The sequence below is a fragment of the Aquipseudomonas alcaligenes NBRC 14159 genome (assembly GCF_000467105.1).
Lineage (GTDB): Bacteria > Pseudomonadota > Gammaproteobacteria > Pseudomonadales > Pseudomonadaceae > Aquipseudomonas > Aquipseudomonas alcaligenes.
Window position 1 is genome coordinate 1 of the sequence record NZ_BATI01000028.1, and the last position, 19,193, is coordinate 19,193.

Consider the following 19,193-nt stretch of genomic DNA (forward strand, 5'->3'; position numbering starts at 1 on the left):
TTTCCTTAATGGCTCGATATGTTGCCTGGCAGAGCAGGGCATTGCTCCGTACTTTTATCTGTGTGACGACAGCAGCTTCGTGCGTAATCGCCCAAAACTTCTACTGCAGGCCGTCAGCTTGGCGCAGAATCTGGCGCTGAGCCCGCGGGTGATCGAGAGTCTTCTGGCGCAGGTACCCGGCGCTCTGGGTGGGCGCTCTGTATATCGTTTCGAGCGGGTTAATCGCCCTCCTGTAGATGGGAAGGCAATGAGTGATCGTCAGTTCGCTCGCATGGCTCGCCGGGATGCTGACTTAGAGTGTGATTTTTCCTGGTTTCGCCAAAAGCCCAATCGCATAGGCTTTAGTCGCAATCTTGAAAAAGGTTATTTCAGCAGCCGAACTATTCCCTACGCAGGCATCCAGCTGGCTTATCACTTGGGGTTCAATCAGGTCTTTCTGGTTGGTGTGGACTTGGACTCAAGTCTTGGCCGTTTCTATGAGCAGGGTAGTGAGGCGGTAAAGAGTCGCCTTGATGGTGACTACGAGGACTATATCCTGCCCTGCTTCCAGCTAATGGCTGGGCGGGTGATCAATCCCGATTTCCGAGTCTTCAATCTGTCGGCAAAAAGCCGTTTACCAGCTCATGTGGTACCAAAGTTGGATCTGGATCAGCTGGACGCGCTGCTCGCCGCCTCGTAGTGGCTAATCAGCTCGCTCCAGGGGAAGCCCTGCACCTTGCGCCGCTCCAGATAGCGCTGTAGGTGGCGGAAGTTGCGGCGCACCAGCATGCGTCCCAGCGGCCGGCCCTTGAAGCGCAGGTCGAGGAAGTCGATCAGGCCGAAGTCGCCGTCCGGGGTCAGCAGGATGTTGCCCAGGTGCAGCGAGCGGAAGTAGATGCCCAAGCGGTGCAGCTTGAGGATGTAGGCGGCCAGTTGCGGCAGGCGCCGGTCGAATTCGTCCCGCTGGTCGCGGAACAGCTTGTCCAGCGGGAGGCCGGCCAGTGGCGCGTACAGGCAGGCGCTGACGGCGTCGTGGCGGTCGATCCAGGCGCATTCGCGGATATCCGGCGTGGCGATGCCGAGGGCCTGCAGGCGTTCGGCGCGTTCGGCGAAGCGCCGGGCATCCGGGCGCAGGCGCGCCAGCAGCGGGTTGCGCCGGCTGCGGAAGATCTTCAGTAGGCTGCCGTCGGGCAGGCGAACCACCTTGGGACCATGGCTGTCTTTTTCCAGCAGTTCACCCTGGCTCAACCAATCTTGTAATTCGTTCGCTGTTACAATCCGCATCTTGTCTCTCTAGCCAGTCGTACGAGGCCCGCCGAATGGCCAATTCTACCCAGCAATCCAGCCTGAAGGTTTATCTGCGGTTGCTGAAATACGTTGTCCCCTACTGGGGGCTGTTCGCCATCAGCATCTTCGGTTTCTTGATTTTCGCTTCGACCCAGCCGATGCTCGGTTACATGCTGAAATTCTTCGTCGACGGCCTGAACAACCCCAATGCCGGCCTGTTTTCCGAGGTGCCCTGGCTGCTCGAGCATGCGCCCTGGCTGGCCAGCCTGCCGTTGCTACAGGCCGTGCCGTTGCTGATCGTGGTGATCGCGTTGTGGCAGGGCATCGGCTCTTTCCTCGGCAACTACTACCTGGCGCAGGTGTCCATGGGGCTGGTGCAGGATCTGCGTACCGCGCTGTTCAACAACCTGCTGACCCTGCCCAATCGCTACTTCGACAACCACAACTCCGGGCACCTGATCTCGCGCATCACCTACAACGTAACCATGGTCACCGGTGCCGCCACCGATGCGATCAAGGTCGTGGTGCGCGAAGGCATGACGGTGCTGTTCCTGTTCGCCAGCCTGCTGTGGATGAACTGGAAGCTGACCCTGGTGATGCTCGCAATCCTGCCGGTCATCGGGGTCATGGTCAGCAGCGCCAGCAAGAAATTCCGCAAGCAGAGCAAGAAGATCCAGGTGGCCATGGGCGACGTCACCCATGTCGCCTCGGAAACTATTCAGGGTTACCGGGTGGTACGCAGCTTCGGTGGCGAGGACTACGAGCGCCAGCGTTTCTTCGAGGCCGCCGAGGACAACAAGAACAAGCAGCTGCGCATGGTCAAGACCAGCGCCGTGTATACCCCCAGCCTGCAGCTGGTGATCTACAGCGCCATGGCCGTGCTGATGTTCCTGGTCCTGCTGCTGCGCGGCGATGCCTCCACGGGTGACCTGGTGGCCTACATCACCCTGGCCGGTCTGCTGCCCAAGCCGATTCGCCAGCTCTCCGAAGTCAGCTCCACCATCCAGAAGGGCGTGGCCGGTGCCGAGAGCATTTTCGAGCAGCTGGACGAGGCGCCCGAGGTCGATCACGGCACCCAGGAGCGCGAGCGCGTCAGCGGCCGCCTGGAAGTGCGCAACCTGAGCTTCCAGTATCCCGGCACCGAGAAATCGGTGCTCAACGACATCTCCTTCGTCGCCGAGCCGGGGCAGATGGTGGCGCTGGTCGGCCGCTCGGGCAGCGGCAAGTCGACCCTGGCCAGCCTGATTCCACGCTTCTACCACCACGAGCAGGGACAGATCCTGATCGATGGTCTGGATGTCGAGGAATACAGTCTGCGCAACCTGCGTCAGCACATCGCCCTGGTCACCCAGCATGTCACCCTGTTCAACGACAGCGTGACCAACAACATCGCCTACGGCGACCTCGCCGGCGCGCCGATCGAGCAGGTGCGCCAGGCGGCCGAGGCAGCCTACGCGGCCGAGTTCATCGACAAGCTGCCGCAGGGCTTCGACACCCTGGTCGGCGAGAACGGCGTGCTGCTCTCGGGCGGCCAGCGCCAGCGCCTGGCCATTGCCCGCGCGCTGCTGAAGAACGCGCCACTGCTGATCCTCGACGAGGCCACCTCGGCGCTGGATACCGAGTCCGAGCGGCATATCCAGGCCGCTCTCGACGAAGTGATGAAGGGCCGCACCACCCTGGTGATCGCCCACCGCCTGAGCACCATCGAGAAGGCCGACCTGATCCTGGTGATGGACCAGGGGCAGATCGTCGAGCGCGGCAACCATGCCGAACTGCTGGCGCAGAACGGCTACTACGCACGCCTGCATGCCAAGCAGTTCGAAGAGGGCGACGAGCAGCCGCAGGTGCTGGAGCAGGACGCCTGATGCTCAGTCACCTGCGCTTCTGGCGCGAACGCGGCTGGACCCCCATCGATGCGGCCGACTACGCCGATGCCTGGGCCAATTTCGGCGGCAGCGTCGCCACCCACCCCGAGGTGGTGGCACGCCTGGCCGATCTTGCCGGCATCCCGGTGCGCTATCTGGGCTGGGTGGCCGATGGTCAGTTGCAGGGCGCCATGCCGACCTGGGGCCGGCATATCGCGCTGTCCAAGGATGTGCTGAAGAAACAGGGCAAACGCGGCCTGTTCGATCTGGGCAACGCCGAGATCATCCTGCCCCTGGCGCATGGCATACGGCTGCCGGTACAGCATCGCATGCGCTATGTCTCGCCGCTGAATGCCGAGCAGATCAGTACCCTGCGCGAGCAGCCCGAGGGCCTGGCCCTGGCCCGCGAGCCCGAGGAGTACAGCAAGAAGTTTCGCTACAACCAGCGCCGCGAGCAGCGCCTGCTGGAAGAAGCGGGTGGTGCCATCCGGCCGATGCTGGAGCTGGACGCTGCCGAGCAGGCGCGCATCTATGCCGAGCTGTTCCAGCGCCGCTGGGGCTTCGCCGCCACCGGCGCGGCGCATCTGGCCGAGGTGTTCGAGCGCCTGCGCGAGTTCATGACCGGTTCGCTGATCTACCTGAACGACGAGCCGGTAGCCATCCAGGTGCTGTACCGGGTCGAGGCGCCGCGCTGGGTCAGCCTGGAGTACATCAATGGCGGGGTCGACCCGCAGCAGCGCGAGTTCAGCCCCGGCAGCGTGCTCAGCTTCGTCAATACGCAGAATGCCTGGGCCGAGGCACGCGCCATCGGCAAGCCGCTACGCTATTCCTTCGGCCGTGCGGACCGCGAGTACAAGGACCGCTGGTGCAACCGGATTCCCGTCTACCAGGTGTGACTATGCAGGCTCGCAAGCAGCAACTGCTCAAACGTCATCGACGCAACAAGCGCATCGCCCTGCTGCTGACGCTGCTGGTATTGCTCGCGCTGGGCATCTTCGTCGCCTGGTGGTGGGTGCCTTTGCTCCTGGTGCTGGGCTGGATCGGCCACGAGGCCTGGTTCGCCGACCACCTGTTCTACTCGCCGAGTGACGACTACCGCTACGACTTTCCCAAGGGCACGCCGTGCCTGCCCACCAGCCTGGTCGATGGTCAGCTGCGCTGCGAGGGGGATCCGGGCGCGGCCGATACCCTGATTCTCGAGTGGGACGTCTCGGCCACCTGGCTGGGGCGCTTTCTCGATCCGCACATCTACCTGGGCGATGACCGCCAGGACATGGAGCGTCGGGTCGACGGCCGGCGCTACTTCAACCTGTCCGGGCAGGGCGAGGCTCTGCGTGCCGGAACCCTGCGCATCCGCGGGCGTTTCTGCCGCCTGGTCGGCGCCGGGCGCCTGTTCGCTTTGAGCAACCCCGATTATGCCGAGCGCCGGCTAATGGTCATCGCGCCGCATGCCGATGACGCCGAGCTGGCGGCCTTCGGCCTGTACAGCCGCTGCTCCGAGGCCAGCATCGTCACCCTGACCCAGGGCGAGATCGAGGCCGAGCATTACCAGCGCCTGGGCCTCAGCCTGCCCGAAGCGGCGCGCCTCAAGGGCCGTCTGCGCACCTGGGACAGCCTGGCCGTGCCGCTCTGGGGCGGCGTGCCGCAGGAGCGTTGCGTGCAGCTCGGCTACTACTGCCTGCAGCTGCCCGCCATGGCCGAGGCGCCGGACCAGCCGTTCGCCTCGCGCGAGTCGGGCGACTGCGACGTGCGCGCTGCGCGCCGGTTCAACCGGGTGGCGTTGCCGGCCGATACCGATGGCGTGCCGAACTGGCACAACCTGGTCGCCGACCTCGCCGCGCTGCTCGAACATTTCCGCCCCGAGGTGCTGGTCACTCCGCATCCCGAGCTGGACCCGCACAGCGATCACGTCGCCGCCACCCGTGCGCTGCTCGAGGCCGTTCAGCAGAGCGCCTGGCAGCCGCAGACCCTGCTGCTCTACGCCAACCACCTGCACGACAACGACCGCTGGCCGATGGGCCCGGCGGACTGCGGCATCGCCCTGCCGCCGGCCATGGTGGCACTGCCGGCCGATGGCCTGTGGAGCCCGTCGCTGCCTGCCGGAACGCGGCTCGACAAGGCCATGGCGCTGGCCATGCAGCACGATCTGCAGGCGCCGCTGCCGACCAAGAAGCGTCTGCGCCGGCTGCTCCAGCACCTGCTCGCCGGACGCCGCTGGCCGGCCAGTGGCGAGGACGAGTTCTTCCGCAAGGCCGTGCGCCGCCACGAACTGTTCTGGGTGCGTGCGCTGGGCGAGTAAGGCCCGCGACCCCCGCCATGCTATGATCCGCCCCGATTTTGCTGCCCTGGAGCACCCATGAAGCTGTCCATGCCCCGTTACGATCAAGCCCCCGTTCTGGTGGTGGGCGATGTCATGCTCGACCGTTACTGGCATGGCGGCACCTCGCGCATCTCGCCCGAGGCTCCGGTGCCGGTGGTCAAGGTCGAGCAGATCGAGGATCGCCCGGGTGGTGCCGCCAACGTCGCGCTGAACATCGCCGCGCTCGGCGCGCCGGCCCTGCTGGTCGGTGTGACCGGTCGTGACGAGGCGGCCCACAGCCTGGCCGACAGCCTGCACGCGGCCGGGGTGCAGGCGCACTTCCAGCGCATCGACGAGCAGCCGACCATCGTCAAGCTGCGCGTGATGAGCCGCCATCAGCAACTGCTGCGCATGGACTTCGAGGAGCCGTTCAACACCGACGCCGAGGCCTTGGCCGAAGACGTCGACGGCCTGCTCGCCGGGGTCAAGGTGCTGGTGCTGTCCGACTACGGCAAGGGCGCCCTGAAGAACCATCAGGCGCTGATCCAGCTGGCCAGGGCCCGCGGCATTCCGGTGCTGGCCGACCCCAAGGGCAAGGACTTCTCCATCTACCGTGGCGCCAGCCTGATCACCCCCAACCTCAGTGAATTCGAGGCCATCGTCGGGCATTGCCAGGACGAGGCCGAACTGGTGGCCAAAGGCGCCCGGCTGATGAACGAGCTGGAGCTGGGCGCGCTGCTGGTGACCCGTGGCGAGCATGGCATGACCCTGCTGCGCCCCGACCACCCGGCACTGCACCTGCCGGCCCGCGCCCGTGAAGTGTTCGACGTGACCGGCGCCGGCGACACGGTGATCTCCACCCTGGCCGCCTCTATCGCCGCCGGCGAGGAGTTGCCACAGGCCGTGGCGCTGGCCAACCTGGCGGCCGGCATCGTGGTCGGCAAGCTCGGCACCGCTGCTATCAGCGCCCCCGAACTGCGCCGTGCGGTGCAGCGCGAAGAGGGTTCCGAGCGTGGCGTGGTCAGCGTCGAGCAGTTGCTCCTGGCGCTGGAAGATGCCCGCGCCCATGGCGAGAAGATCGTCTTCACCAACGGCTGCTTCGACATCCTCCACGCCGGCCACGTGACCTACCTGGAGCAGGCCCGTGCCCAGGGCGATCGCCTGGTGCTGGCGGTCAACGATGACGCTTCGGTGACGCGCCTCAAGGGCCCGGGGCGACCGATCAACGCGGTGGACCGACGCATGGCAGTGCTCGCCGGCCTCGGTGCGGTGGACTGGGTGGTGAGCTTCGCCGAAGACACCCCGGAGAACCTGCTGCGCCAGGTCAAGCCGGACGTGCTGGTCAAGGGTGGCGACTACGGCATCGACCAGGTGGTCGGCGCCGAGATCGTCCGTGCCTATGGCGGCGAGGTGCGCGTGCTGGGCCTGGTGGAGAACAGCTCGACCACCGCCATCGTCGAGAAGATCCGCAGCAAGTGATGCCTGGCGGCCGCCTGCCGGCGGCCGCTGTTCTTCAGCCGGCCAGGCGGCCCGGCTCTCTCTCGGCGCGGCTCAGCTGCGCCAGCCAGTCGCGCCAGCGGATGCGTTCGTCACGCACCAGCCAGCCATCCTGTGCGGCGAAGCCTTCCGACAGCCACAGGCCGCGGGTGCTGGCTGCTACAAGCTCGCCCCGGCGCAGGGTGCACAGTTCGCCCGTGGGCAGGCCGTTGTTCAGTGGCAGCAGGTAGATGTCTGGGCGGCGGCGCTCCAGGCGCGCCACCAGTTCACCGTCTTCCAGGCGTTCGTCGACATGGAACAGGCTGGGTTGGCGGCAGTCCTTCGGCAGCTCCAGGCGCAGGTCGTAGACCAGCTGCAGCGAGGCGGTGGGCAGGTGCACATAGGCGCGCGGACGCTCCATCAGCATCAGGTTGCCGCACTGCACCGGCCGCGCCGCGCCGGACAGCGGGCTGAGGCGGAAGTGGCTGTCCTCGTGGTAGCGCAGCGGATAGGGGGTCGGCAGCCAGGTGTCGGCATAGCGCCCGCCCAGCCAGCTGCCGCCGTTCTCGATCAGGCATTCTTCGGCGACTTCCTGGATCGCAGTGAGCAGGGGCAGGTTCAGTTCATGGGCCGGTACGTAGCCGGAAATCAGCTTGAGCACGGTGTCGCCGCGATCCGGGCGCTGCTGGCGCACCAGCAGCCAGTGGTCGCGGCCCTGCCAGGCCATGGTCAGACGCACCGATACGCCCAGGTTGGCCAGCTCCAGGGCAAAGCGCTGGCTGTCGGCGGCCTCTACCGGGCGGCGTCGCTCGAGCATCTGCGCGAAGTTCAGCGGCAGGCCTAGGCCACGGTAGTTCAGCCCGTCCGCCGTGGCTTCCACGTACAGCGGCAGGGTCTTGAAGGTGCCTGGGGTCTTGCGGGCCAGCAGTCTCGACATAGCGGCTCCTCAGTCGGCAGCGGTGGGGCTGCATCAGATGGACAGGGTGCGGCGACGTTCAGCCGGCGCCCGGAGCCCTGCAGTTTAGCCGCGGATCACTGCCGCCGCGGTGGCCGCGTTTGCCGCCAGATGTTGCGGGTTGATGGTGCCGACGATGGCGGCGGTGACGCCGGGATGGCCGAATACCAGCTCGAAGCTGGCGCGCACCGGATCTTCGCCAGCCAGCACCGCGTGTCCGCTGGCCAGGGCTTTCTTGATCAGAATGCCCTTGCCGTGGGTTGCGGCATGGTCGAGCACCGCCTGCTCGCCACGTTCGGCCAGGTTGTAGGTGACCATCGCGCAGTCGCCGCGCTCCAGCGCCAGCAGACCGCCCTCGACGGTCTTGCCGGACAGGCCGAAGGCGCGGAGCTTGCCCTCGCGTTTGAGCTCGGCCAGGGTCTCGTAGACGCCGCTGTCGCGCAGGATGGCGACATCGTTGCCGTCCGAGTGCACCAGGACCAGGTCGATGCGGTCGGTTTCCAGGCGCTGCAGGCTGCGCTCGACCGATAGGCGCGTGTGCGCCGGCGAGAAATCGAAGCGCGACTGGCCGCTGTCGAACTCTTCGCCGACCTTGCTGACGATCACCCAGTCCTCGCGCTGGCCGCGCAGCAGCGGGCCCAGGCGCTGCTCGCTGACGCCATAGGCCGGCGCCGTGTCGATCAGGTTGATGCCGAGTGCGCGGGCCTGGTCGAGCAGGGCGCGGGCGGCGGCATCATCGGGGATGATGAAGCCGTTGGGGTACTTCACGCCCTGATCGCGGCCCAGCTTGACGGTGCCCAGGCCCAGCGGCGAGACGATCAGGCCGGTGTTGCCCAGCGGGCGGTGCAGGTCGTGCAGGCTCATGGCAGCAGTTCCTCCCACACCGGCTGCGCCTGTGGCGGGCGTGGCAGCTCGGGCAGGTGCGCGTGCGTGCCTGGCTGGATGCCATCGCGCTCGAGGGCGGCGATAACCCGGTCGGCGAAGTCCGGCGACAGCGCCAGCTTGGTCGGCCAGCCGACCAGCAGGCTGCCCTGCTCGGCCAGGAAGGCGTTGTCCGGGCGCACCAGGCCGGACTGCGCCGGCTCGGCGCGGTCCACGCGCAGGGTGGCCCAGCGTGCATCGGAGAGGTCGATCCAGGGCAGCAGCTGCTGTACTTCCTTCTGTGCCGCGGCAATCTGCGCCGCCTCGCTGCGCGCCACGCCGTCGGCCTCGGCGATGTCGCCGCCGAGGTACCAGACCCACTGGCCGTCGGCCGCCGGGTGGCTGGTTACGGTGATGCGCGGCTTGGGCCCGCCGCCCAGGCAGTGGGCGTAGAGCGGTTTGAGGCCGCGGCCCTTGACCAGCACCATGTGCAGCGGTCGCAGCTGCTGGCGCGGTTGCTCGACGCCGAGATCGGCCAGCAGGTCGGCGTTGCCGCGGCCGGCGCTGAGCACCACGCGCCTGGCGCGAATATCGCGACCGTCGACGCACAGGCCGACCAGTTCGCCATCCTCGCGCAGTGGCGTGATCGTCTGGCCGGCCAGCAGGCTGTCACCGGCCAGCGTGGTCAGGCGGCTGATCAGGCTGGGCACATCGAGTACCAGTTCCGCCAGGCGGTAGACCTTGCCCTTGAACTTCGGGTGTTGCAGGGCCGGCGGCAATTGTTCGCCCTTGACCTGGTCGACCCGGCCGCGCACCGCCTTGCTGGCGAAGAAGCTGGTGAGGTTGCCGGCCAGGCTGCCCGGCGACCACAGGTAGTGGGCCTCGGACAACAGGCGCACGCCCGACAGGTCCAGCTCGCCACTGCCCTCGATCGCCTCGCGCCAGCGCCGCGGCATGTCGGCGATGGCCTCCGAGGCGCCGGTCAGCGCGCCATGCAGGGCGTACTTGGCGCCGCCGTGGATGATGCCCTGGGACTTCAGGCTCTGCCCGCCGCCGAGGCTGGCGTTTTCCACCAGCAGGGTGGCATAGCCGAGCCGACGCAGGCGGGCATTGAGCCAGAGGCCGGCGATACCGCCGCCGACGATCAGGATATCGGTGCTGAGGGAGTGGGACATGCCGGGGCTCGCAATGGATCAGGCGCGCAGTATAACCCCGCTTGCCCTCCGGTCAGTGCCCGCTGCTGCCGGAGAACAGTTGAATCACCAGGACCCCGGCGATGATCAGGCCGATGCCGAGCAGGGCCGCCAGGTCGAGCTTCTGGTCGTACAGCAGCAGGCTGGCAATGCTGATCAGCACGATGCCCAGGCCCGACCAGATGGCGTAGGTGACGCCCACCGGGATGCTCTTCATCACCAGGCTGAGCATCCAGAAGGCGATGCCGTAGCCGATGACCACCAGGGTCAGCGGCAGTGGCTTGCTAAAGCCGTCCACGGCCTTCAGGGCGGTGGTGGCGATCACTTCGGCGACGATGGCGATGGCCAGATACAGATAACCGCTCATGCGCGTGCTCCGTAAAGGTGGGTGCGCATTGTCGCATGGGGGCGGCGTAGGTAGATCGGCAGCGTCCTGCTAAGCTGCGCGCCCATGAATAGAACCCTCTATACCCTTATTCTGCACCTGGCCCTGCCGATCATTTTCCTGCGTCTGCTGTGGCGTGCCTGGCGCGCGCCGGCTTACGGGCGGCGCATCGGCGAGCGCTTCGCGGTCGGCCTGCCGGCCTTTCGCCAGGGCGGGATCTGGATCCACGCGGTGTCGCTGGGCGAGAGCATCGCCGCGGCGCCACTGATCCGCGAGCTGCTGGAGCGTCATCCCGAGTTGCCGATTACCGTCACCTGCATGACGCCGACCGGCTCCGAGCGCATCCAGGCGCTGTTTGGTGCGCGCATTCAGCACTGCTATCTGCCCTACGACCTGCCCTGGGCCTGCGCGCGCTTCCTTGATCGGCTGCAGCCGAAGCTGGCGGTGATCATGGAAACCGAGCTGTGGCCCAACCACATTCATGCCTGCCACCGACGCGGTATTCCCGTGGCGCTGGCCAACGCGCGCCTGTCCGAGCGCTCGGCGCGCGGTTATGCGCGCTTCGCCAAGTTGACCGCGCCGATGCTGGGTGAGCTGGATCTGATCGCCGCACAGACCGAGGTCGAGGCCGAACGCTTCCGCCAGCTGGGCGCCCGACAGACGTGCGTCGAGGTGACCGGCTCGATCAAGTTCGATCTCAGCATCGATGCCGAGTTGCCGCAGCGTGCCGCCGAGTTGCGTGCCGCCTGGGACGCGCAGGAGCGGCCGGTGTGGATCGCCGCCAGTACCCATGCTGGTGAGGACGAGGTGATGCTGGCGGTCCACCGCCAGCTGCTGGCCGAGCGGCCTGATGCGCTGCTGATCCTGGTGCCTCGCCATCCGGAGCGTTTCACCCAGGTCTTCGAGCTGTGCCGGCGCGAAGGGTTTGCCTGCGTGCGCCGCTCCACGGGCGAGACGGTCGACGAGGCGGTGCAGGTGCTGGTCGGGGATACGCTGGGCGAGCTGCTGTTCCTCTACGCCCTGGCCGATCTGGCCCTGGTCGGTGGCAGCCTGGTGGCCAATGGCGGGCACAACCTGCTGGAGCCGGCGGCGCTGGGCAAACCGTTGCTGGCGGGACCGCACCTGTTCAACTTCCTGGAAATCGCCGCCCAGCTGCGCGAGGCCGGTGACCTGCTGGAAGTGGTGGATGCCGGCCAGCTGCATGCGGCTCTTAGTCTGCTGTTCGCCGACCCTGCCGAGGCGCGGCGCCGGGCCGAGGCCGGGCTGGGCGTGCTGCGCGCCAATCAGGGCGCGCTGGCGCGCCTGCTCGCCGGTCTGCAGGAGCTGCTCAAGCGGGCATAGAGCGCGCGCAGGGTGATGCCGGTCAGGGCCAGGCCCAGACAGGGCAGCCACACCCAGCGCGCTTCCGAGGCCAGCACGTCGAGGCCGCGCTGGCTGAAGAAGTTGTGCACGAAGGGTGAGACCTCGATCGGCCGCCAGGGCAGGAAGAAACGCTGCTCGCTCCAGGGCCACAACCAGGCGACGCCCAGGCCGCCGTCGGTGGCGGCGTCCAGCAGGCTGTGCGAGGCGCACGCCAGGGCGATCCAGGCAAAGGCCTTGAACGGGCCACACTTGAGCAGGCGGCAGCACAGCGCGCCCAATACTCCGCTCAGGCCGGCAAACAGCAGCGAATGACTGAAGCCGCGGTGGCCGAAGGCGTCGGCATAGGCGATGCCGAACTTGAAGGCCAGCACGTCGGCATCGGGCAACAGGCTGAACAGCAGGCCGGCCAGCAGCAGGCGCGGCGGGATCAGGCGCGGCCCGAGTGCCAACCCGAGAGCCAGGACCGGCAGCGGGTGGCTGATCAGTGTGGTCACGAGTGTTCGTGCATGCGCGCCAGCTGGCGCTCCAGCAGCGAGGGGTAGGGCTCCAGCAGACGCTCGACACAGCTGGCGCCTTCCGGGCTGGCGATAGCGCGGATGCGCGCGCGCTGGCGCAGCAGCGGGTCGTCGGCGACGCTGCGCTGCACCAGCAGCAGGTTGCGGCTGTGCTGGGCCAGGGCCAGGGCGTCCTGGGCCGCCTCGCTCAGCAGCAGTTCGGCCTGGCTCGGGCTGATCGCCTCGTCGCTGCGGGTCAGGCCTAGCTGCAGTTGCAGGGTAATACCGCTGTCGGCCACCTCGATCTGCAGGGCATGGCCGAGGGCGCGCATCAGTTCGCCGCAGCACAGGGCGTGAGTCAGGTAGTCGTCGCCGCTGTGCTCGCTGCTGAACAGCATCAGGCTGCTGCCGTCGCTGAGGGTGAACAGCTTGCCCTGGTACAGAGCGGCGGCTCGCTCCAGGCAATCGCGGTAGCGCTGCAACAGTTCCATCAGACGCGCGCGCGGCAGGTGGCGCAGCTGCTCCTGGGCGCCGAGCTGGATTGCCAGCACTGCGCTGCTGGTGCGCTGTTCGGGCTGCGGCGGCGCATAGGCCGCCGGCGCGGGTGCCGGTTCGAAGTCGGGCTCGGCGGCCGCGGTCTGCTGCATGTCGCGCAGGTCGGCGAAGGGATCGTCCTCGTCATGTTGGGCGACGGTCGCAGGGCGCGGAGCGAGTTCTTCGTCGTAGTCGACGTCGGCGTGCAGGTCCGGCATGTCGAAGTCCTGTTCGCGCTCGGCCTGTTCGTCGCCGAAGTGCTCTTCGTCATCCAGCTCGGTGTAGTCGTGCGGCTCGGGTTCCGGCTTTTCCGGTACCAGGCGCGCCTGCAGCTGACGGGCGAGATCGCCGATCTCGTCCTGGCGACCGGCGCCGGGGGCGGGATCGTCCGGGTCACGCAGCCATACACGCAGCTGCAGCAACGGCGTGGAGATGTGGCGGCCCAGGCGCAGGCTGAGCGACAGGGCCAGGGCCAGCAGGATCAGGCTGAGCAGGCCCATGCTCTGCAGGCTGATGGTCATCGGCTGCTGGAACTGCCGCATGTCCAGGCTGATGCGCAGCTGCCCGGCGATCACCTCCTGAAAGGTGATGGGCGTGGAGTAGAGGCCTTCGGTCTCGCCAAGAATGCTTTGGGTCGGGCGCGAACCGGCCTCGGCGAGGATGCGGTTGTCCACGCTGTAGATGGCGGCATGGGCCACCAGCGGGTTCTTCGCCAGGTTGCTGAGCAGCACGTTGAGGCTGAGGATGTCGTTGGACACCAGCAGTTCGGTGGCCGAGGCGGCGGTCTGCACGGTCAGGCTCTGGCCCAGGGCATCGGCCTGCTGCTGCATGGCCTGCTTGAACTGCATGCCCATCACCCAGGCGTAGATCACCAGTGCCAGGGCGACCAGCAGCAGGCTGTGGCTGGCGATGCGCAGGGCGAGCGGCACGCGGCGCTGGCGCAGGGCATTGAACAGCAACAGGAAGAAATTGTCGGGTTTGACCTGAACGGGCCGGTTCACAGAGCGCGGCTCTTCTCGAATGAAATTGCCGCGCAGTATAACCACCACCCCCAGGCGGGCAAAGCGCCGCCCGTGCCCTGCGCCAGGCAAACCGGGTTAGAATGTGCGCCTTTTCGCTGACCTCTTTGCAAGCTGGAGTGTGCGCCTTGCGCGAAATCGTCCTGATCAATATCACCGGGGAAGATCGCCCCGGTCTGACCGCGGCCATCACCGGCGTGCTGGCACAGGGCGGGGTGAATATCCTCGATATCGGCCAGGCGGTGATCCACGACACCCTGTCGTTCGGCATTCTGGTCGAGATCCCGGATACCGAGCAGGCCTCGTCGGTGCTCAAGGACGTGCTGTTCACCGCCTACAAGCTGGACCAGCAGGTGCGTTTCACCCCCGTGTCGGAAGATGACTACCAGCAGTGGGTCGGTGGTCAGGGCAAGCCGCGCTACATCGTCACCCTGCTGACGCGCAAGGTCACGGCCGAACAGCTGCAGCGGGTCAGCTCGATTACCGCCAAGTACGGGCTCAATATCGATCACATCGACCGCCTGTCTGGGCGCATGCCGCTGGACATGCCGGCCGATCAGGGCAAGGGCTGCATCGAGTTTTCCGTGCGCGGCGAGCCGGCCGATGCCGCCGCGCTGCGCGCCGAGTTCCTCAGTGTGGCGCAGGAGCTGAACGTCGACATCGCCTTCCAGCGCGACTCGGTGTTCCGTCGCAATCGGCGTCTGGCGGTGTTCGACATGGACTCCACGCTGATCGAGGCCGAGGTCATCGACGAACTGGCCAAGGCTCACGGTGTCGGCGACCAGGTGTCCGAGATTACCGAGCGCGCCATGCGTGGCGAGCTGGACTTCCGCGCCAGCTTCAAGGAGCGCCTGGCGCTGCTGCAGGGGCTGTCCGAGGATGTGCTGGAGGAAATCGGCGCCTCGCTGCGCCTGACCGAAGGCGCCGAGGTGCTGTTCGCCGAACTCAAGCGCCTGGGTTACAAGACCGCCATCCTGTCCGGCGGCTTCACCTACTTCGCCAAGCAGCTGCAGGCCAAGCTGGGCATCGACTACGTGTTCGCCAACGAGCTGCAGGTCGTCGAGGGCAAGGTTACCGGCGTGGCCGTCGAGCCGATCGTCGACGCCCAGCGCAAGGCCGACCTGCTGCGTGAGCTGGCGGCCAAGGAAGGGCTGCGCCTGGAGCAGACCATCGCCGTGGGCGATGGTGCCAACGACCTGCCGATGCTCGGCCTGGCCGGTCTCGGCGTGGCTTTCCGCGCCAAGCCGCTGGTCAAGCAGTCGGCCAAGCAGGCGATTTCCACCCTGGGCCTGGACGGCATTCTCTACCTGCTCGGCTTCCGCGACCGCGACGGCCAGGATTAACTGCTGGCGCAATGAAAAAGCCCCGCATGCGCGGGGCTTTTTTGTGCAGCACTGTCACTCGTCGCCGGCAGAGAAGTCGTAGTCCATCGACTGGCTGGGGCCCTGCAGGTAGTGGCCCTGGATGTAGTTGACCCCGGCCTGCCAGAGGGTGGCCAGCACGCTGGCGCTCTCGACGAAGGGCACGATGGTCAGCTTGGCCTGGGCGTGCAGGCTGGCCAGCAGGGTTTTCAGCGCCTCCTGGTTCTCCGCATTGGTCAGGTCTTGGGAGAAGGAGCCGTCGACTTTCACGAAGTCCACATTGAGGTGCTTGAGCGTGTTGAAGGGGTTCAGCGCGCAGCCGAACTGGCTCAGGGCAACCTTGCAGTGCAGCTCCGCCAGGCCTTGGGTCAGGGCCTTGGCCTGCTTGAGGTAGGTCACGGCGTCGGTCTCGCCGATCTGGAACACCAGCGAGTCGGATGGCAGGCGCGCGGCCTTGAGGGCAACGCTGAGCCACGGCAGCAGGGTCTGGTCCTGCAGGCTGTTGGCCGACAGGTGCACGAACAGGCGAGTGTTGTGGCCCTTGCTGCGGTGTTCGGCGAGCAGCTTGATCGAGTTGAGGATCACCCAGCGATCGATCTTCTCGGCCAGTCCGGCGTTCTTGGCTGCGCCGAGGAAGTCGCCCGGCGGTACTTCCTCGCCTTGCTGATTGAGCAGGCGCAGTAGCACTTCGTAGTGCTCGTCGCTGTCGCCGCGCAAGCTGATGATCGGCTGGAACAGCAGGCGGAAGCTGTTGTTTTCCAGCGCGTGCTGGACCATAGCTACCAGATTGCCGCGGTTGGCAGCGGCGGCCAGTTCGTCGGCCGGGTTGTAGACCTTGATCGCGTTGCCTTCCAGCTCATCAGCGCAGCGATGGGCGCGGTCGATGACTTCCTGGGCCTTGCTGGTCTGCTCGCTGAGCCCGGCGATGCCCACCGACAGGGTAGTCTGCACGGTGCGTCCGGCGACATCGAACAGGTGGCCTTCGATCTTTTTCAGCAGCGGCTTGAGTTGTTCCTGCAACTGCTGGGGCGTGACATCCGCGAGCAGGGCGGTGAACACGTCGTCACCGAAGCGCGCCAGTTGCGCCGTCTCGCCGAAGTGGGCGCGCAGCAGGTTGGCCAGGTCGGTGAGCAGGATATCGATGCCGGCCAGGCCGACTTCGCCGATGGCCTCGCTGTAGCGATCGATGCAGATGTAGGCCAGGCTCGAAACCTGACCATCGTTGATCGCGCGCTGGGCGGCGCCGTCCATCAGTTCGATGAAGTGCGAGCGGTTGAATAGGCCGGTGACCAGGTCCTGGCTGCTGATTTCGCGCAGCTTTTCTTCCAGCTCGGCGTTGTCCGTTTCCGCGCGGATCACCACCTGGATGCACGGCTCGCCGTCGTAGGTGGCCGGCGAGAAGCTCATGCGCGACTGGAAGCGCTGGCCGTCGGCGCGGATCCCGCCGCACGCCAGTTCGGCATTGCCTTCGGCGCTGGAGTAGTTCTTCAGGAAGTCCTTGAAGGCGGCCTGATCCTCGCTGGCGATCAGGTCGATCATCGGCATACCTTCCAGCTCGTCGCCGTCCTCGTAGTCGAACAGCTTGAGGTAGGCGCGGTTGGCATAGATGTGCATGCCGTCGTGGACGTAGGTGATGGCGTCCACCGAGCTGTCGAGCAGCAGCTGGCAGCGCTTCTCCGCCTCGCGCAGCGCCACTTCGGCGGCGCGGTGGGCACGGCGTTCCTCGAGGTTGGCCAGTTCGCGGTTGGCCACCAGGATCAGGCGCTCGTCCTCGCCTTGCGGCAGGGCATCCTGGGCGCCGAGCATCAGGGCTTCGGTGATGGCGTCGGATTCGTTGCCGGCGACCAGCTGGATGACCGGGATGTCCTTGGCCTGGCGGCGAATGGCGGTGATCGCTTCGCTGGGCTCGAGGTGCTCGCTGGAGGGGGCGCTGATCAGCAGGTCCCAGCTTTGCTGCAGGGCCTCGGCCAGGTTGTCGCTGGAAGTGATGCGGTGAACGCGCGTGGCGCGGCCAGCATTACGGAACAGGCTGACCAGACGCTCGGCCTCGTTCTGCGAATCCTCGAGGATCAGCAGCCGTATGGTTTTTTTTTCGATGGCCATGGGGTTTTGCTTGGAAGGCGCCGAAGAACGGGCGCAAAAAGGCGACGGATGGTCTGTTCGGGCAATCTACAGCGACTTCCAGAGTGAGTCAAAGTCTTCGTCCCCACTCTTGCCAGGGTCTTTCGCGGCTGTGACGGAGGTCCCGCTGGACGTGTTAGCTTCACCCAGGACACGGTATTCGAACTGGCTGAAGCTGGCGGTGCTGGTCTGCTTGCGACTGAGTATGGCACGAGTCTCGTCACCGCTCAGGTTGATCACCACCTTGTGGCTTTCCTGGAACGGCAGGCGCGGCGTGATCAGGGTCGCCGGGCGGGAAATCACGCGGATTTCCGGCAGCAGCAGGGCGCGCAGGTACTGGCTGTTCTGCTCGCTCTTGCGCACCAGCTGCACGCCACAGGGCTGGGCATGCGGCGCGATCAGTTCGATGCCCATCTGCGTGCCGCCGCCGCGGACCTGGCGAATCCAGCGCACCACGGCGACGCTCCAGCCCTGCCCGGGGGTGTCCTGGACGCCCAGCAGCTCGCCGGCCTGCAGCTGGCTGGGAACTTCGCGCGGCCAGTTCAGGCAGTAGCCTCCCGGACTGTGGTTGATGATCGGCAGTTCATAGCTGGGGTAGCTCTCGCCAGCCTCCTCGGCCGCCTGACTGGCGCCTTTGGCCGGTTTGAACTGGATCTCCTCCATCTGCAGCCCCAGCTCCCAATGGCTTTCGCGCTGGGCGTCGAAGGCGCTGGCCCAGACGTCGGGGCCGCCGCTGCCGACGTTGCTGGTCTTGAACTGGGCGCTGCGTGGAGCCGCCTCGTGCTTGAGCAGGTCGGTGAAACTGCGCTGCCCGGCGAGATTGAAATGCAGGGCCGACATGCCGATGCACAGTGTCAGGCTGCCGCGACCGGGGTTGCGCTGGAAGGTGCGTTCGGCGATGTCGCCCCAGGCCGAGGCCAGGTGCTGCAGCAGTTCGCCGGGCATGCCTTCGGGAACCGACAGGCGCGAGGCTTCCGCGCTGTCGGGAGGCAGCAGCAGGTGCTCCTTGATTGCGTCGACCAGCGCGTGCGGATCGAGGCCGAGCAGGTTGTTCAGTTCGGTGGCGCCGAACAACGACTTGTAGCGCGGAGGACCATCCAGTTGCGGGGCAATGGCGAACAGGCTGGTCGGTGCGTCGGCGCGTTGCAGCGAAGCCAGCTGGCTCCAGCTTTCCAGCGCCTCGGCCAGGCGCGCGATACCGCTCTGGCGCATCTGGTTGCAGCGGGCGCAGCCCAGCAGCAGGGCGGCGAGATAGATCTGCTCGATGCTCTGGCTGGTGCCGTTGTGGGCCAGGCTGTCGCGCACCTGGGCGCGCTGCAGGCCGTGCTGGCGGGCGATGCGGTGCAGCTGGTGGAGTTCCAGCCAAAGCCCCTCTGGCACCGGGCAGTACAGCTGGGTAGCGCGCACCAGCGGGCCGTACAGGCAATGGCTGGCGCGCTGCAGGGCCACGGCGAGCAATTGCGCCCGTTCCTTGGCGAAGCGCGGCAGCTCTTCGGTGACGATCAGCTTGTAGCCCATGGCCAGGTGGTTCTGCAGGGCCTGGCAGAGGTTGGCGACCTTGCGCGGGCGCTCGTCGAGCACGATGGACTGGTTGAGGAAGTGTCGCGCCAGGTGGCTGCACACGAAATGCACTTCCGGGCGCAGCAGTTCGAGCAGCTGCAGGCGATTGTCGCAAGGGGTGATCAGCTGGTTCAGCTCGGTCAGGCACTGGTAGAGCTGGCGGGCCGTTTCGCCGATGTTGGCCTTGGGCAGGGCCGCGAGCCAGCGCTTCATCTCCCTGGGATTCGCGTCGCAGAGAGACAGCCCCTGTCGATCGGGGGTGGGCACGCGCAGAAGCAGGTGAGGGCTCTGTTTATCCATTCCGGGAGAGGTCCGTGACAGCTGGGCGGCGTCCATTCCGCCGGTTTTTTCGGAACTCTAGCAGCATCACGGCGCAGTCGCAGCTCGCTGCCCGGTAGATGCGGAGTCGTATGCGTTCTGACTGCGCACCTGGCCGGATGTT

At 66.7% G+C, this 19,193-nt stretch carries 16 protein-coding genes; 7 read left to right on the forward strand and 9 right to left on the reverse strand.

Features of this window, described 5'->3' with window-relative positions; all coding sequences use genetic code 11:
• Positions 1–679 (forward strand): hypothetical protein (locus tag PA6_RS23745; RefSeq protein WP_021701772.1); only part of this gene is annotated, 679 nt, incomplete at its 5' end.
• Here PA6_RS23745 and PA6_RS14950 read toward each other — a convergent pair.
• Positions 649–1,227, reverse strand: a complete 579-nt coding sequence (locus PA6_RS14950) for a lipopolysaccharide kinase InaA family protein (protein WP_021701773.1) — start codon at positions 1,225–1,227, stop codon at positions 649–651. The genes PA6_RS23745 and PA6_RS14950 overlap by 31 nt on opposite strands.
• 71 nt (positions 1,228–1,298) lie before the next feature.
• On the opposite strand from PA6_RS14950, the gene msbA reads away from it, so the two are divergent.
• Genes msbA through hldE form a run of 4 tightly spaced genes read left to right on the forward strand, consistent with a single transcriptional unit; the run spans position 1,299 to position 6,909 of the window.
• Positions 1,299–3,131: a lipid A export permease/ATP-binding protein MsbA gene (gene msbA / locus PA6_RS14955; protein WP_021701774.1), complete on the forward strand. Its 1,833-nt coding sequence runs from the start codon at positions 1,299–1,301 to the stop codon at positions 3,129–3,131.
• Positions 3,131–4,027, forward strand: a complete 897-nt coding sequence (locus PA6_RS14960; protein WP_021701775.1) for a GNAT family N-acetyltransferase — start codon at positions 3,131–3,133, stop codon at positions 4,025–4,027. The genes msbA and PA6_RS14960 overlap by 1 nt, the downstream gene beginning before the upstream one ends.
• Before the next feature lie 2 nt (positions 4,028–4,029).
• Complete coding sequence (locus PA6_RS14965) at positions 4,030–5,430, forward strand: PIG-L deacetylase family protein (protein ID WP_021701776.1); 1,401 nt, start codon at positions 4,030–4,032, stop codon at positions 5,428–5,430.
• 57 nt (positions 5,431–5,487) lie between these two features.
• Entirely contained in the window at positions 5,488–6,909 is a 1,422-nt protein-coding gene (gene hldE, locus PA6_RS14970) for a bifunctional D-glycero-beta-D-manno-heptose-7-phosphate kinase/D-glycero-beta-D-manno-heptose 1-phosphate adenylyltransferase HldE (RefSeq protein ID WP_021701777.1), read from the forward strand.
• Between the two features lie 34 nt (positions 6,910–6,943).
• Here the strand turns inward: hldE and PA6_RS14975 are convergent, their stop codons facing one another.
• The 4 genes from PA6_RS14975 to PA6_RS14990 form a co-directional block, all read right to left on the reverse strand.
• Positions 6,944–7,843: a hypothetical protein gene (locus tag PA6_RS14975; RefSeq protein WP_021701778.1), complete on the reverse strand. Its 900-nt coding sequence runs from the start codon at positions 7,841–7,843 to the stop codon at positions 6,944–6,946.
• Between the two features lie 84 nt (positions 7,844–7,927).
• A complete protein-coding gene (locus PA6_RS14980) occupies positions 7,928–8,725 on the reverse strand; it encodes an aldo/keto reductase (RefSeq protein WP_021701779.1) in 798 nt (265 codons plus the stop codon).
• A complete protein-coding gene (locus PA6_RS14985) occupies positions 8,722–9,897 on the reverse strand; it encodes an NAD(P)/FAD-dependent oxidoreductase (protein WP_021701780.1) in 1,176 nt (391 codons plus the stop codon). Before PA6_RS14985 ends, PA6_RS14980 begins: the two co-directional genes overlap by 4 nt.
• Positions 9,898–9,949: 52 nt before the next feature.
• The gene (locus PA6_RS14990) at positions 9,950–10,282 is read right to left on the reverse strand and encodes a DMT family transporter (RefSeq protein ID WP_021701781.1); all 333 of its coding nucleotides are present in this window, start codon (positions 10,280–10,282) and stop codon (positions 9,950–9,952) included.
• A gap of 84 nt (positions 10,283–10,366) precedes the next feature.
• On the opposite strand from PA6_RS14990, the gene waaA reads away from it, so the two are divergent.
• A complete protein-coding gene (gene waaA / locus PA6_RS14995) occupies positions 10,367–11,641 on the forward strand; it encodes a lipid IV(A) 3-deoxy-D-manno-octulosonic acid transferase (RefSeq protein ID WP_021701782.1) in 1,275 nt (424 codons plus the stop codon).
• Here the strand turns inward: waaA and PA6_RS15000 are convergent.
• Together PA6_RS15000 and PA6_RS15005 are read right to left on the reverse strand one after the other, a co-directional pair.
• On the reverse strand, positions 11,584–12,156 hold the full coding sequence (locus PA6_RS15000; protein ID WP_021701783.1) for a metal-dependent hydrolase: 573 nt from the start codon (positions 12,154–12,156) through the stop codon (positions 11,584–11,586). The two genes, waaA and PA6_RS15000, sit on opposite strands and share 58 nt — an antisense overlap.
• Positions 12,153–13,691, reverse strand: coding sequence for a hypothetical protein (locus PA6_RS15005; RefSeq protein WP_021701784.1), 1,539 nt, complete (start codon positions 13,689–13,691; stop codon positions 12,153–12,155). The genes PA6_RS15000 and PA6_RS15005 overlap by 4 nt, the downstream gene beginning before the upstream one ends.
• A gap of 146 nt (positions 13,692–13,837) precedes the next feature.
• On the opposite strand from PA6_RS15005, the gene serB reads away from it, so the two are divergent.
• Positions 13,838–15,052, forward strand: a complete 1,215-nt coding sequence (gene serB / locus PA6_RS15010; RefSeq protein ID WP_021701785.1) for a phosphoserine phosphatase SerB — start codon at positions 13,838–13,840, stop codon at positions 15,050–15,052.
• A gap of 54 nt (positions 15,053–15,106) precedes the next feature.
• Here the strand turns inward: serB and PA6_RS15015 are convergent, their stop codons facing one another.
• Together PA6_RS15015 and PA6_RS15020 are read right to left on the reverse strand one after the other, a co-directional pair.
• On the reverse strand, positions 15,107–17,173 hold the full coding sequence (locus tag PA6_RS15015; RefSeq protein ID WP_021701786.1) for an EAL domain-containing response regulator: 2,067 nt from the start codon (positions 17,171–17,173) through the stop codon (positions 15,107–15,109).
• Between the two features lie 66 nt (positions 17,174–17,239).
• Complete coding sequence (locus PA6_RS15020; RefSeq protein ID WP_043216755.1) at positions 17,240–19,051, reverse strand: hypothetical protein; 1,812 nt, start codon at positions 19,049–19,051, stop codon at positions 17,240–17,242.
• Positions 19,052–19,193: the final 142 nt, after the last annotated feature.